The organism is Cyanobacterium sp. T60_A2020_053, from assembly GCA_015272165.1.
Classification (GTDB): domain Bacteria; phylum Cyanobacteriota; class Cyanobacteriia; order Cyanobacteriales; family Cyanobacteriaceae; genus Cyanobacterium.
The window spans coordinates 13,877-26,935 of the sequence record JACYMF010000057.1 but is presented as its reverse complement, the minus strand read 5'-3'; the positions used below and the strand labels follow the sequence as shown (position 1 = coordinate 26,935).

The 13,059-nt window shown below is 36.9% G+C and carries 14 protein-coding genes; 8 read left to right on the top strand and 6 right to left on the bottom strand.

Going from position 1 to position 13,059, the window contains the following annotated elements; translation table 11 throughout:
• The first annotated feature begins 111 nt into the window (after positions 1 to 111).
• From IGQ45_07875 to IGQ45_07865, 3 genes are all read left to right on the top strand, one after another.
• The gene (locus IGQ45_07875; GenBank protein MBF2057131.1) at positions 112 to 1,029 is read left to right on the top strand and encodes a class I SAM-dependent methyltransferase; all 918 of its coding nucleotides are present in this window, start codon (positions 112 to 114) and stop codon (positions 1,027 to 1,029) included.
• Complete coding sequence (gene ruvX / locus IGQ45_07870; GenBank protein ID MBF2057130.1) at positions 1,029 to 1,454, top strand: Holliday junction resolvase RuvX; 426 nt, start codon at positions 1,029 to 1,031, stop codon at positions 1,452 to 1,454. The genes IGQ45_07875 and ruvX overlap by 1 nt, the downstream gene beginning before the upstream one ends.
• 118 nt (positions 1,455 to 1,572) lie before the next feature.
• Positions 1,573 to 2,292, top strand: a complete 720-nt coding sequence (locus IGQ45_07865) for a DUF3782 domain-containing protein (protein ID MBF2057129.1) — start codon at positions 1,573 to 1,575, stop codon at positions 2,290 to 2,292.
• 279 nt (positions 2,293 to 2,571) lie between these two features.
• Here the strand turns inward: IGQ45_07865 and IGQ45_07860 are convergent, their stop codons facing one another.
• Positions 2,572 to 3,135 (bottom strand): FHA domain-containing protein, encoded by a 564-nt coding sequence (locus IGQ45_07860; protein MBF2057128.1) that lies wholly within the window; start codon positions 3,133 to 3,135, stop codon positions 2,572 to 2,574.
• A 617-nt stretch (positions 3,136 to 3,752) separates the two neighbouring features.
• Positions 3,753 to 4,916 carry a trypsin-like peptidase domain-containing protein gene (locus tag IGQ45_07855; protein ID MBF2057127.1) on the bottom strand — a complete coding sequence of 388 codons (1,164 nt, stop codon included), beginning with the start codon at positions 4,914 to 4,916 and terminating at the stop codon, positions 3,753 to 3,755.
• A 146-nt stretch (positions 4,917 to 5,062) separates the two neighbouring features.
• On the opposite strand from IGQ45_07855, the gene IGQ45_07850 reads away from it, so the two are divergent.
• Positions 5,063 to 6,676: an ABC transporter ATP-binding protein gene (locus tag IGQ45_07850; GenBank protein ID MBF2057126.1), complete on the top strand. Its 1,614-nt coding sequence runs from the start codon at positions 5,063 to 5,065 to the stop codon at positions 6,674 to 6,676.
• Positions 6,677 to 6,921: 245 nt separating this feature from the next.
• Here IGQ45_07850 and IGQ45_07845 read toward each other — a convergent pair whose 3' ends face one another.
• The 4 genes from IGQ45_07845 to IGQ45_07830 form a co-directional block, all read right to left on the bottom strand.
• A complete protein-coding gene (locus IGQ45_07845) occupies positions 6,922 to 8,325 on the bottom strand; it encodes a ferredoxin:protochlorophyllide reductase (ATP-dependent) subunit N (GenBank protein ID MBF2057125.1) in 1,404 nt (467 codons plus the stop codon).
• Positions 8,326 to 8,621: 296 nt separating this feature from the next.
• Positions 8,622 to 8,981: a hypothetical protein gene (locus IGQ45_07840; protein MBF2057124.1), complete on the bottom strand. Its 360-nt coding sequence runs from the start codon at positions 8,979 to 8,981 to the stop codon at positions 8,622 to 8,624.
• 191 nt (positions 8,982 to 9,172) lie between these two features.
• On the bottom strand, positions 9,173 to 9,583 hold the full coding sequence (locus IGQ45_07835) for a hypothetical protein (protein ID MBF2057123.1): 411 nt from the start codon (positions 9,581 to 9,583) through the stop codon (positions 9,173 to 9,175).
• A 140-nt stretch (positions 9,584 to 9,723) separates the two neighbouring features.
• A complete protein-coding gene (locus IGQ45_07830) occupies positions 9,724 to 10,596 on the bottom strand; it encodes a ferredoxin:protochlorophyllide reductase (ATP-dependent) iron-sulfur ATP-binding protein (GenBank protein MBF2057122.1) in 873 nt (290 codons plus the stop codon).
• Positions 10,597 to 11,040: 444 nt separating this feature from the next.
• On the opposite strand from IGQ45_07830, the gene IGQ45_07825 reads away from it, so the two are divergent.
• The 4 genes from IGQ45_07825 to IGQ45_07810 all read left to right on the top strand — a co-directional run bounded on the left by IGQ45_07825 (position 11,041) and on the right by IGQ45_07810 (position 13,054).
• Entirely contained in the window at positions 11,041 to 11,232 is a 192-nt protein-coding gene (locus tag IGQ45_07825; protein ID MBF2057121.1) for a hypothetical protein, read from the top strand.
• A 235-nt stretch (positions 11,233 to 11,467) separates the two neighbouring features.
• Entirely contained in the window at positions 11,468 to 12,262 is a 795-nt protein-coding gene (locus IGQ45_07820; protein MBF2057120.1) for a TIGR03943 family protein, read from the top strand.
• A 49-nt stretch (positions 12,263 to 12,311) separates the two neighbouring features.
• Positions 12,312 to 12,725 carry a XisH family protein gene (locus IGQ45_07815; protein MBF2057119.1) on the top strand — a complete coding sequence of 138 codons (414 nt, stop codon included), beginning with the start codon at positions 12,312 to 12,314 and terminating at the stop codon, positions 12,723 to 12,725.
• On the top strand, positions 12,713 to 13,054 hold the full coding sequence (locus IGQ45_07810; protein MBF2057118.1) for a XisI protein: 342 nt from the start codon (positions 12,713 to 12,715) through the stop codon (positions 13,052 to 13,054). The genes IGQ45_07815 and IGQ45_07810 overlap by 13 nt, the downstream gene beginning before the upstream one ends.
• Positions 13,055 to 13,059 lie beyond the last annotated feature (5 nt).

The window sequence follows — 13,059 nt, the reverse complement described above, 5'->3', positions numbered from 1 at the left end:
ATTTTTCATCCCAATCAAAAATTATTAATTCTACGTTCTAAATTCTACATTCTACATTCTACATTCTACATTCCCCTCACGACACCACTTTTTCGGCCAACCCTAATTGATATGAATACTATTGTTAACTCTCAACCTCTCAGCACTAAAATTATTAACGCCTTGCTAAGTTTTAAACCTTTAGCTAGTTTTGCTAAACATAATGCCCGAAAAATGATGATGACAAGGGCAAGTAAAATTGGTTTAGATTGGCAAGGTAAGGTTAACACCTTACAAAGTAGCTGTGATTGGGAAGAGAAGTTAACAGAAGTCGAAAATCCTTCTCTTGATTATCCTGCTTATTACCTTAATTCTTTTCATGCTTATGAGAAAGGTAATTTAGCATGGCAACCAGCTTGGGAGTTGGAAACTGCAGCCTATACGGTTCATTCTACCATTTATTCTCCCACTCCAGAAGTGTCGGGCGATCCCACTTTGCGCCAAAAATATCACGAAGTTTTACAAAGCAAAATTGCTGTATCTCCCCCAAAAATTCTTGATGTGGGATGTGGTGTTGGTTTAAGCACTTTTGCTTTAGCTGATACTTTCAAGAATGCTGACATTACGGGATTAGATTTATCTCCTTATTTTCTAGCGGTGGCAAAATATCAAGGGGAAAAACAGCAACGGCGCATTAATTGGTTACATCAAGCGGGGGAAACTACTCATCTTGATGGTGAATCTTTGGATTTGGTTTCTTGTTTTTTGGTGTTTCATGAGTTACCTCAAGAAGCATCAAGAAAAATTATTGAGGAAGCCTATCGGTTGGTAAAACCCGGAGGGTATTTTGCTTTGATGGACATGAATCCTCAATCGGAAGTTTATCAAAAAATGCCCCGTTATGTGTTAACCTTGCTGAAAAGCACTGAGCCTTTTTTGGATCAGTATTTCTCGTTGGATGTGGCGCAAACTATGACAAAAGTTGGATTTCAGCACCCTGAAATTATACCTATCAGCGCCCGTCACCGTGTCATTATCACTCAAAAATAATGTCAAAAAAAATATCTGCCCTAGGTTTAGACATCGGCTTGAGAAGAGTTGGTATCGCTGGATGTGACGGCTTAGGCATTATTGCCACAGAAATTACTACCTTAGTCAGATCATCTTTTGAGCAAGATGTCAAGGCTTTGCAACAAATTGTAACAGAGAGAGAAGTAACGGTATTGGTGGTGGGGTTGCCCTACAATCAAGAAGGAGAAATTGGTCATCAAGCCAAGCAAGTAGTCAAGTATGCTGAGAGGGTAGGGAGGGCGCTGGATTTACCCCTGGAATTTATCGATGAGAGATTCACCTCTGTAGAAGCGCAAGAGCAACTTAAAGAACAAAAAAAACGATATTCTCCCCGTAAAGATAAGGGTTTAATTGATCAGCGTGCGGCGGCGATTATTCTTCAACTATGGTTAGATAGTCGATAAATAATTCAAAATGGATAATGGATAATTAACTCTTTTTATCATAGTTAAAGTAAGAGAGCCGAAATTTTTATTAATTGAATAATTATAATAAAGATTAGTATGCTGAGAGTCTAAAGCCATGACAGAAACCCAAATTAAAGACCTAATTAAACAAGAGTTACCCACATTAATTAGTAATGATCCCCTAATTCGAGATTTTATTCTGCGCACAGTATCAGAATATTACACTCCTAAAGCAGAAATTGATAACAAATTTGATCGTATCTTAGCAGAATTACAGAGCGACAGAGAAGAACAAGCTCGAAAATGGGATGAACAAAATCGAAAATGGGACGAAGCCAACCGCAAATGGGATGAAAGTAGTCAAAGATTTGATAAAATGCAAAGCCAAATTGATCAAAGTTTAACTGAAATTAAAGAACTTTCTAAAAAATATGATAGTACCATCGGTGCTTTAGGTTCAAGATGGGGTTTATACTCAGAAGCTAGTTTCCGTAATGCTTTAAAAGGTATTTTAGAGGATTCTTTTGGGGTGCAGGTTGTCAATGTGACAGAATTTGATGATCAAGGGGAGGTTTTTGGCAGACCAGATCAAGTGGAAATTGATATTATTGTCAAAAATGGTTTACTTATTCTCTGTGAAATCAAATCTTCTATTGATAAGGCTGGAATGTATATTTTTGGAAGAAAGGCAGATTTTTATGCGAAACGTCACAACCGTGAAATTAATCGTAAGATGGTAATTTGTCCGATGGTGGATAAGCGCGCTTTGCCTGTGGCAAAAGCTTTGGGCATCGAAATCTATAGTTATGCTGATAGTGTGGAGTTAGCAGAATAAATCAATGATAGTGAAGGGTGGAGGGCGCTGGATTTATTTTCTCTCATCTTCTTTCATAACTTCTGATTGAAGTTGTTTAATAACTGACGTTACGCACAATCAACATTGAAATACTAATTTTTCGTTCCCATTTAACCTCTGAAACTATTTATTAATATATCGTTTGATGCGTAATATCAGTTAATAAAAATCAGATAGTTTTATATTAAGAGAAATTGACGTATATCCTTCAATGATTTTGGGTGTGAAAAGTCTAGCTTTGCCAGAGAAATAGCGCCCCTAACCGATTAATTGAAAAATAAAACTAACTTTATCTTCCTTCCCTAAGGCAATGCGATCACCATTTTTTAAAAGATGACGATTACCCATAGGTAAGGGAATATGATTAATATAAGTGCCGTTAGCACTACCGGTATCTTCAATAAAAAAAGCGCCCTCCTCCTGTCGAATATCCGCATGAATACGAGAAACAACCTGAGAGTTAGGAAACCCTGACACATCAATATCAGGGGGAATATTTTCGTTGGGTTTACCGATGTGAATTACGGGTAAATCAGAGGATAATTCGATGGTTAAATTAGTTTGTATGTGAAGTAAACTCCCCCGAGAAGACTGTAATTGAGTTTGACCATCTAATACTTCTGTAGCGCCCTTCATCCCACCAACCGCACTTAAATTAAAACCACATTCACCACAAAAAGTAGCATTAACTTGAACTTTGGCACCACAATTAGGGCATTTACTTAAAGAAGTGGAGTTACTCACGGGAAGATTTGTAAAACAAAGTTCACAAACTGTCGCGCCATCGGGATTTTCGTGTTGGCAATTAGGACAAGTAATCATTCTGGGAATTTTAGTGATTTTAAACTAATTTTAATTATTTTTGTTATTGTTGTTTAATTTTCTCACACAGATTCATTTTTGCAAAATCTTTGCATCTTTTCCTTCTGTCAATCAGCAATTTATCATACTGAAAGTAAAAGAGATTTACTAAATCTTAGATTTTCTATATAAACGGATATAAAATGACATAAAAGGACAAATAAATAAAAAGTTTGTGAAAGTATTCGATTTCGGTTTCAGAAAAGTAATATTTGATGTACGATAAAGGGAGATTTTGGTTGCCCCTTTTGGGGAAGTACCTTACAAAAATAGGATAGTAATACTATTAACGCTTCCGTGGGTGAAGCAGTCTGTTAAATCAGATAACATAAGTGTCTTAAAAATATTTTTTAAGGCTTTGAGGGATACCTCCTTTTGAGTATTTTACTCAAATGCTATTGCAGTTTATTACGGTATATGCCGTTTTATTCTGCATAAACGTATCAGCCAAAACTAAGTAGGTAAGCAAAATTAATTGTGACTTTCATTTTTCTCAAAGCTATAACAACGAGGAAGGCAAGGGGATGTGCGCCCCTTGTTACCCCCTTGCCTATATACAATTAATTTTGCACGATAACTTATTGGGGAAATTCGTCAGGAATTACCTCTAAAACCATCATTTCTCCTTGACGATAAATCGTCACGGGTAAAACTTCACCAATACTACTTTTTTCTACAGATTCTTGTACTTCCACAGCTTCAAGGATTTTGTCATCTCCCACCTGAATAATTAAATCACCCAATAACATTCCGCCTCTTTCGGCGGGAGAATCGGAAATGACTGCCACAATTAACACCCCCTGTTTATCTTCATCAGCCGGAGAAATGGGTAAATTATCATCCCGGGGAATATTTTGATTAAAGGTCAACATTTGAATCCCTAAGTACGGATGATCTGCTTTTCCTTTCGTATAAAGTTGTTGAGAAATGCGATTAGCGGTTTCGATAGGAATGGCAAAACCTAAGCCCTGCGCATCAGCACGAATGGCGGTATTAATACCAATTACTTCCCCTTGTGCATTGAGGAGTGGACCTCCTGAGTTGCCCGGATTGATGGCGGCATCAGTTTGAATAAAGCGCACTTTTTTGTCGGGTATGCCCACTTCATTACTGGTGCGGTTGAGGGCGCTGATAATACCCGCCGTGACGGTATGATTTAAACCGAGAGGATTACCTATGGCGATAGCCCACTCCCCAGTATTAATGGCTTCACTATTGCCCATGGATACTGTCGGTAAATCCAGAGCAGAAATTTTCACCACCGCCACATCTGTCATGGTATCAACTCCTAAGACTTCACCGTCAAAAATACGACCATCTTGGAGAGAAACGGAGACAAAACTAGCGCCCTCCACCACATGGGCATTAGTCAGAATTAAACCGTCTTCTTGTACAATAAATCCAGAACCTGAGCCTATTTCTTCTCGTTCTTGTGGTAAATCACTACCAAAAAAGTTTTTTTGTAATTTTTGAGGTATGTTGAACCCAATTTCTCGCTCGGCGTTAATTCTCACCACTGCCGGAGCAACTTTTTCCACAGCAGAGGCGATAAAATTATAGTTAGGATTTTTGTCTGTGGTAATTTCAGGGTCAAAAACAGGTAAAATTTTGTTGATTTGGGGCAAAATTTCACGGGGTTGGTTGCTTTCTAATTTGAGTTTTTCTGTACTCCACCACCCCAAAGCCATACCAGCGCTCAAGAATCCGGCGGAGATGATAACCTTAGAGAATAATCGGCTCATATCTAAGTTATATTAATGTCTTGTTACCCCATTGTAATGAATTATGAGAGCAATGGATAATTGATAATGGACAATAGATAATTGATAATGGGTTAAAAGGGCAAGGGAAATTCATAATTCATAACTCATAATTCATAATTTACAATATGACTTCTCTCCTTAGCATTGATAATCTAAAAATAGCCTACGGCGACGATAATTGGGCGGTAGATGAAGTATCCTTCCAGTTAGAAAAAGGAGAAGTGAGGGCGCTGGTAGGTGAGTCTGGCAGTGGAAAATCTACCATCGGTAAAAGTATTTTGCGTTTATTACCGTCCAAAAGCACCATTACAGGGGATATTTGCTTTCAAGGAGAATCAATTTTAAGCTATACCCCCTCACAATTAAGAAAATTTCGAGGAGAAGCGGTAGGATTAGTCTTTCAAGACCCCATGACAAGGTTAAACCCTTTAATGACTATCGGGAATCATTGCTTAGAAACTTTACAAACTCATCAGCCAAATCTAACTTTTCAAGAAGCAAAACGTAAAGTTTTAACTACCCTTGAAATGGTTAAAATTGCTACGGATCGTTTTGAGCAATATCCCCATGAGTTTAGCGGTGGAATGCGCCAGAGAGTAGCTATTGCTTTAGCTTTATTATTAGAACCAAAATTGATCATAGCTGATGAACCTACCACCAGTTTAGATGTGACTATTTCTCGACAAATATTGGCAGAATTTACTTATTTATGTCGAGAAAAAAATGTTAGTTTACTCTTGATTTCCCATGATTTAGCCATGGTAGCAACCTACAGCGATTATTTATCGGTGATGTATCAAGGTAAAATAGTAGAAACAGGTTTAACCAAAGAAATAATCAGCGCCCCTCACCATAGCTATACAAAGCAATTATTTAACTCATCCTTAGCATTTAATCCTCCTTCTCCCCAAGTATTAAATAGCTTAAAAAATAGCAATCCTGAAATTATCTTAGAAATCAGAAATTTACACAAAACTTATAGTTTAGAACCTAATATTTTTCAAAGAATGTTAGGTAAAAAAAGTAAATTAATCAAAGCAGTTGATGATATTAACTTACAAATATATCAAGGGGAAATTATCGGTTTAGTGGGAGAATCAGGTTGCGGAAAAAGTACCTTATCGCGCACAATTTTACAACTCATTAAAGCTACGGAAGGACAAGTAAATTTTCAGGGCAAAAACTTAGTAACACTCAAGAAAAACTCTCTTAAATCCGTGCGCCGTCAACTGCAAATGATTTTTCAAGACCCTCAAGCCAGTTTAAACCCCATGATGACGGTATTAAATATTCTCTCAGAACCGCTTATTATCCATAAATTAGGGGATAAAAAAGAAATTAGGTCAAAAGTAATCAAAATGTTAAATAAAGTAGGTTTAACACCATTTGAAGACTATATCAATCGTTATCCCAAACAATTATCGGGAGGGCAACAACAGAGGGTAGCGGTGGCGCGCGCTTTAATTACCAATCCACAATTAATTATTTGTGATGAGGCAGTGAGTATGTTAGATGCCACTATCCAAAGTCAAGTTTTAGAATTAATGCTCAATTTAAAAGAAGAATTTAATCTGACTTATTTATTTATTACCCATGACTTAGCCGTCGCGCGCTATTTTTGTAACCGCATTGCAGTAATGAATCAAGGTAAAATAGTGGAATTAGCGCCCACCACCGAAATTTTTAATAATCCTCAACACCCTTATACTCAAAGTTTACTGAGTGGATGGAATTATTAAACCGATAAAAATTTTGTTAGATTCTATCGATTTTGACATCATTCAAACATTTATCAAAATTTTCCCTGTGGGGCGAGAAGGAACTCAAAATACTGATTGTATAAGCCTTATCACCCTTACAGGGCTTTTTTGATGAAAATGTACTTCAAACTACAATATTACATCTACTACACGGAGATAGTAAAACCTCATAATTGTCCATTATCCATTTGCCCTCACGATTCCACTTTTTCAGCAACCACTATTTAAACCTTGGCTTCTTCTTTAATTAATTTACTCCAACCTAAATCCTTGAGGTTATTATTACGGCGCAAGGGGCGAGTCACCAATTCTAAAATGTCTCTGGCATTGGTAAAACCGTGAATTTGAGCAAAGGTAAATTCTACTGACCATTTTGTGCTGATACCGCGCGCTTCTAAGGGGTTGGCGTGCGCCATGCCAGTAATTACTAAATCTGGTTGTAATTCTTTAATGCGTTGCAGTTGGTTATAGTTATCAGGTTTTTCTACAATGGTAGGGATTTTTACGCCCATTTCTTGGCAGGTTTGCGCTAAAAAGTCTAATTCCCCTTTTTGATAGCGTTTATCCATGTAAGGGATGCCAATTTCTTGCACTGTCATACCGCACCGAATGAGGAAACGAGCGAGAGATACTTCTAATAAGTTATCACCCATAAAAAATACTGATTTTCCTTTGATTAAGTCCACATAATCTTGGAGATTTTCCCAAATTTGCGCTTCCCTTTCTTCTAACCCTTGGGGCTTGATGCCAAACACTGAGCAGATTTTCTCGATCCAAGCGCGCGTGCCATCAGGTCCAATGGGGAAGGGCGCACCAATTAATTTACATTTACGGCGGCGCATTAAAGTAGTGGCGGTGCGACTGAGGAAGGGATTAACTCCAGCGACATAATAACCTTCTTCAATTACTGGTAATTCGGTGTAGCGTTTTTCTGGTAGCCATCCATCAACTTTAATGCCTTGTTTTTTCAATTCTAAGGTAAGATTTGTTACCACTGGATCAGGTAATGAGCCAAATAAAACAAAGGGCGGATGCTCTTTATATTCGTTTTCGATCTTTTCCGGTTGTTTTTTGCCAAAATTAAGCAGTTTTTGAATGCCGTTAGGTTCTTGTTTATTTTCTTTATTCTCTGCTTTCGTGGGGCAACGATTTGCCATGGATGCTAAAACGGTATCTTCTCCTTGGGTGAAGGCGTAATCTAAGCCGTTGGCGCGCGCCACCACAATCGGTATGCCTATCTCTGCTTCTAATTTGGGCGCAATACCTTCTAAATCCATTTTAATAATTTCGGTGGTACAAGTACCAATCCAGACAATTACGCTAGGATTACGATCTCTTTTTATCTGGTCGCAAAGGCGTTTTAATTCGTTATAGTCTTTAAGTTGGGCGGAAATGTCCCCTTCTTCTAATTCTGCCATGGCGTAGCGCGGTTCAGCAAAAATCATTACTCCCATGGCGTTTTGCAGGAAGTAACCGCAGGTTTTTGTGCCAATGACGAGGAAGAAGCTATCTTCAATTTTTTGATATAGCCATGCTACGCAACTGATGGGGCAAAAGGTATGGTAGTTGCCTGTTTCGCATTCAAAGTTAATGGCTGGTGCAGTGGTGTTTTCTTGTGCTAGTGTCATGGTTTTATGTGTTAATTAATTGTTTGTTTAACCCTCATGCCCAACCCCTCTCCCATAGCAGGGTGTTTTCAAAGTCAGGATCAAAATTGATTTGTTTTTGACAAGAAGACAATATAAGGATGATCCCCCCCAACCCCCCTTAAAAAGGGGGGAGATTCAGGGAGACAGGAGGATTTTTTACTATTAATTGATTTATTAGTAGTTAAAAACCTCTGAATTTCAGATTATTGGCTAGTTTGAGAAACTAACATTTTTGAGAATGAAAACGCCCTGCTCCCATAGGAGAGGGGAGTTTTTTATCTATGTTTTTCGAGGGTTTGTGGTAGTTGTTTCGGATCGTTGGCTGGGATGAGGTGCGCTTGTTGTTCTGAATCTTGTCTCTTTTTAAGTTCTAAATCAGGATCGAAGTCCAAGCCTAACGCTTTAACAATGTCGTCTTCATTAGAGTTTAAGCTATAAAAAATTTCTAGCCATGTTTGGGCAAATTGGCTTGATAATATGGTTAATACTACAATGATAAATTCGGATCGGGGTCTTCTACCGTTATCGGGAGTTTTGCGATAGCCGTTATATTGGCAGGAAGTAATAATCCATGTCCTATTTTTTTCCCAATAATCTAGCCATTTTTCTTTGATTTGCTCTTTGATTTTGTTCATGTCATCATCGTTGATTAATTTTGCTCCTATTATCTTGACATCCTTTTGGTGGAATCCTCATTTTGTAGGTTGGGTTGAGGCACGAAACCAAACAAAATCAATGTCTTCTCATCCATTGAAATATAGTTTTCATAATCTCAAGGGTGATTGATTAATCAGATGGTGTTGGGTTTCATTTCATTTAACCCAACCTACGGGTTTTCGATAATTTTTTGGCGAAATTCATCAAGGGGTGATGGGGGAATTAGTTTAGCTTCTTGTTCGGCTTTTTCCTGTCTTTCTTTATTGCGCTGATCAATCAAGTATTGATAATCGTAATTCAAGTCTAAGACGTTGATAATTTTATCAACATCATTATCAGTAGCAGAACAAAATAGTTCAATTATACTTGACATTTCTTGATCGAAGCTACACAAAATACCAATAATTAAACTAGAGTTTAGAATCAAACCATTTTTTGTTTCTCCATGAACATTTTCATATTGAATGTCATTAACTTGACGGCCATATCCGTTAGATAATTGCTTGATAAGTGTCTCGTTAGATTCATAAAAATCACAGAGAATATTTTTAGCTTTTTGTCTAATTTCTTCGGCAAACATAGATAACAATAATTTTTATTCAACAAGATCAATTATCAGGTATTAATAACGGTGGAGGGCGCTTTTTTAATTATTAGTTTAGTTTTCATTCCCCGTTACCCTCACCCCCAACCCCTCTCCCACAGGAGAGGGGAGTTAATTTATACCATCATGAGATCAAGTTCATCAACTTCCTGTTTTGGTGCATCCGCAGGAGGATTGAGGTAATAATCAGAAAGGAGGGTAAATAAGTCTCTGTCTTGGGTTTCAGTCGGCACAACACCCTCTGGCATGGCTAAAATTTGATCAGCTATATTGAGGTAATAATCACATACATAATCCAAACTAGGGTCTTTTTCTGCCATTTCAAACAGGGTTTTTCCTTTCACCCGTGACACTCGTATATCTTCAATGAGGGGTAATACTTCCAATACTGGCATGGCTACATGGGAGATATATTTATCGATTAAATCCCGTTTTGAGGTGCGATTACCAATCAATCCAGCAAGGCGCAGGTTATGGGTGCGCGCTTTTTCTCTCACGGAAGCAGCGATGCGGTTGGCGGCAAAAAGAGCATCGAAACCGTTATCGGTGACAATGAGGCAATAATCAGCATAGTTGAGGGGCGCTGCAAATCCACCGCAAACCACGTCACCCAAGACATCGAATAAAATTACGTCATATTCACCAAAGGCGTTTAATTCTTTGAGCAGTTTGACGGTTTCACCCACTACATAACCACCACATCCAGCGCCCGCCGGCGGCCCACCGGCTTCTACGCAATCAACTCCAGCGTATCCTTTATAAATTACATCTTCGGGCCAAATGTCTTCGTAATGAAAATCTTTTTCTTGCAGAGTATCGATAATGGTGGGAATTAAAAAGCCTGTTAGGGTAAAGGTACTATCATGTTTCGGATCGCAACCGATTTGTAATACTTTTTTACCACGTTTGGCTAAAGCGGTGGATATATTGCAACTGGTGGTGGATTTGCCGATGCCACCTTTTCCGTAAACTGCTAAGGTCAATGTCATTTGTCAAACTTCCTTTTGTTTTGCTCTTGTTTGCATTATTGACCACTTTTCCAGTTTTTTAAAGTGTTGCCAGTAATGATTTTATTATCATATCAATGTTAAAGATTGTTTTATTAATATTTTGGCTTTATTTAACTTTTCATCATTTCCTATCCCAATTTTTGACTATTTTTAGAATTTTGTATATTTATTTTTAGTAATTATGAATAAAAGCAAAACTATTTTACAAAATCATCACAATGGCTATAACTTATATTGGTTAAAGGTTTAAGGGATTAAGCTATTTTTTTGCTTCTTAGTAACGGTGAAGGGCGCTGTAATCTATAGTTGATAAGGATTTAGGTGTAATAATGATGGAGGAGGGCGCTTTTTTTAGGGCTTAAAACTAAAAAAATTCTGGAGAAATGTTAATATTTGCTACAAAGAGGCGAAATCATCAAAAAAATGCGTAGAAATACTCAATTAATTAGTAATTTTTTAAGAAATGTAACGATAATTTCTTTGCCCCTAGCTTTAGGTTTATATCTCCTGAGAGGTTTTGGGGTTATCAGTTTCGTAAGTGGTGGGGTAATAATTTTTATGCTAGGGTTAGGGGCGCTGAGTTTAATTTTATTTTTGATTGATTTAACTTATTAGCACCTATTCTGAAAGTTTCATATTCCTTTAAATCCCCCTCATTAAGGGATACTTCCCATCCAATTCCCCCTCTTTTATAAAGGGGTGAGGGAGGATGGGGATATACAGTCAATATCATCACTTTTTAAACAGGTTCTTAGGCTTTCTTGCTTTGATTATGATAAATTGTTAGTTGAAATAAGGAAAAGGACAAAGGAAATTATTATTCTTAATAAATAATAGTATAGATACACTCATGAAAAAAATTAGAAAAAAAATATCTTTCCCAAATCTTTTGGATATAACAGCATTTTTTTTATGGGGATTATTGATGTTAAAATACTGGGTTACGGGAGAATTATATAAATTAATTCATCCGAATTATTTTTTATTAGTATTTGCATCAGGAATTATTTTATTAATAATTGCTAGTTTGAAGATAGTCAGAAATTTAATTAAAAAAGCGCCCTCCACCTTAAAAAATGAAGATAATAGTAGCTCATTATTACCAAAAAAAGGAGCAAGTTTTCTCCTAATTATGGTAGCAATGATAGGTTTAACCACTGAACCAAAAATCTTAAATAGCACCAGCGCCCTTCAACGAGGATTAACCGACTCATTACCTCCCGTCTCCCTACAACCAGAAGCCTTCGCTAACGCCTCAAAACCTGAAGATAGAACCTTAATTGAATGGATGCGCACAATTAATGTATATCCTGAGCCAGATAGCTATACGGGACAAAAAGCCAATCTTACTGGTTTTGTAGTACATTTAGACTCATTACCAGATAATTATATTTATTTATCTCGATTTGTTTTGACTTGTTGCGCAGCGGATGCTTACCCGGTGGGTATTCCTGTCAAGTTACCAGAATCTAACAGTAAATATCCTGCGGATACTTGGTTAGAAATAGAAGGGACAATGATGACGGAAACTTTGGCTTACTTGGGGGGGAAATCCTCAAACAATAATGGTGAAGTGCGCTATTTGGTGGTAAACGCGCAAAATGTCAAAATTATTCCTACCCCTCGCAATCCCTATGCACAATAAAATAATGTAATATTATTATTAAGATTAAATCAAAAAATTAACTTAATCAATGGCAAAAGATTTATTTCATTTTATTGTTAAAGAAGCCTTAATAGGTGAGGGATGGAATATAACTCATGATCCTTTTCCCGTTGCTTATGGAGATGTACAAATGCAAATTGATTTAGGTGCAGAATTTTTATTAGGTGCTGAAAAAGAAAACCTTAAAATTGCAGTGGAAATAAAAAGTTTTACTAATCCTTCACCTATTTCTGAATTTCATACCACTGTAGGTCAATATTTGAATTATCGTAAGGCATTACGTTCTCAAGAAGCAGAAAGAACTTTATATTTAGCTGTACCAATTCAAGTTTATGATGAGTTTTTTCGTCTTCGTTTTGTTAATGAAAGTATTACTGAATATAAAATTTTTTTAATTATTTATGATGTGGAAAAAAGGAGTATTATGCAATGGATAAAATAACAAATTATCGTCAAATTGTGCAGGAACTTTTGATAGAACATAGTAAAATTATTCCTGCTTATGGAGAAATAAATATGGAGTTATTATTTGATCATGAACGTGATCGTTATCAAGTCCTTAGAGTTGGTTGGCTTCAGGGAAGAAGGGTTTATGGAGTGTTAATTCATGTGGATTTTATTGATGATAAAATTTGGATTCAATATGATGGCACAGAAGTAGCTTTGGCTAATCAATTAGTAGAAAAAGGAGTGCCAAAGAATGATATTGTTTTGGGGTATCAGACGCCTTTTTTTCGTCAATTTAGCGGTTTTAGTAAAGTAGAAAATTAGCAATT

What these genes read in the sequence shown, in the direction of transcription:
- IGQ45_07825 (MBF2057121.1), top strand. Translation starts at nt 11,041, where the DNA reads ATGCGTAGAAATACTCAATTAATTAGTAATTTTTTAAGAAATGTAACG.
- IGQ45_07860 (MBF2057128.1), bottom strand. Translation starts at nt 3,135, where the DNA reads ATGATTACTTGTCCTAATTGCCAACACGAAAATCCCGATGGCGCGACA.
- IGQ45_07835 (MBF2057123.1), bottom strand. Translation starts at nt 9,583, where the DNA reads ATGTTTGCCGAAGAAATTAGACAAAAAGCTAAAAATATTCTCTGTGAT.
- IGQ45_07840 (MBF2057124.1), bottom strand. Translation starts at nt 8,981, where the DNA reads ATGAACAAAATCAAAGAGCAAATCAAAGAAAAATGGCTAGATTATTGG.
- IGQ45_07830 (MBF2057122.1), bottom strand. Translation starts at nt 10,596, where the DNA reads ATGACATTGACCTTAGCAGTTTACGGAAAAGGTGGCATCGGCAAATCC.
- IGQ45_07875 (MBF2057131.1), top strand. Translation starts at nt 112, where the DNA reads ATGAATACTATTGTTAACTCTCAACCTCTCAGCACTAAAATTATTAAC.
- IGQ45_07865 (MBF2057129.1), top strand. Translation starts at nt 1,573, where the DNA reads ATGACAGAAACCCAAATTAAAGACCTAATTAAACAAGAGTTACCCACA.
- IGQ45_07810 (MBF2057118.1), top strand. Translation starts at nt 12,713, where the DNA reads ATGGATAAAATAACAAATTATCGTCAAATTGTGCAGGAACTTTTGATA.
- IGQ45_07845 (MBF2057125.1), bottom strand. Translation starts at nt 8,325, where the DNA reads ATGACACTAGCACAAGAAAACACCACTGCACCAGCCATTAACTTTGAA.
- IGQ45_07815 (MBF2057119.1), top strand. Translation starts at nt 12,312, where the DNA reads ATGGCAAAAGATTTATTTCATTTTATTGTTAAAGAAGCCTTAATAGGT.
- IGQ45_07820 (MBF2057120.1), top strand. Translation starts at nt 11,468, where the DNA reads ATGAAAAAAATTAGAAAAAAAATATCTTTCCCAAATCTTTTGGATATA.
- ruvX (MBF2057130.1), top strand. Translation starts at nt 1,029, where the DNA reads ATGTCAAAAAAAATATCTGCCCTAGGTTTAGACATCGGCTTGAGAAGA.
- IGQ45_07850 (MBF2057126.1), top strand. Translation starts at nt 5,063, where the DNA reads ATGACTTCTCTCCTTAGCATTGATAATCTAAAAATAGCCTACGGCGAC.
- IGQ45_07855 (MBF2057127.1), bottom strand. Translation starts at nt 4,916, where the DNA reads ATGAGCCGATTATTCTCTAAGGTTATCATCTCCGCCGGATTCTTGAGC.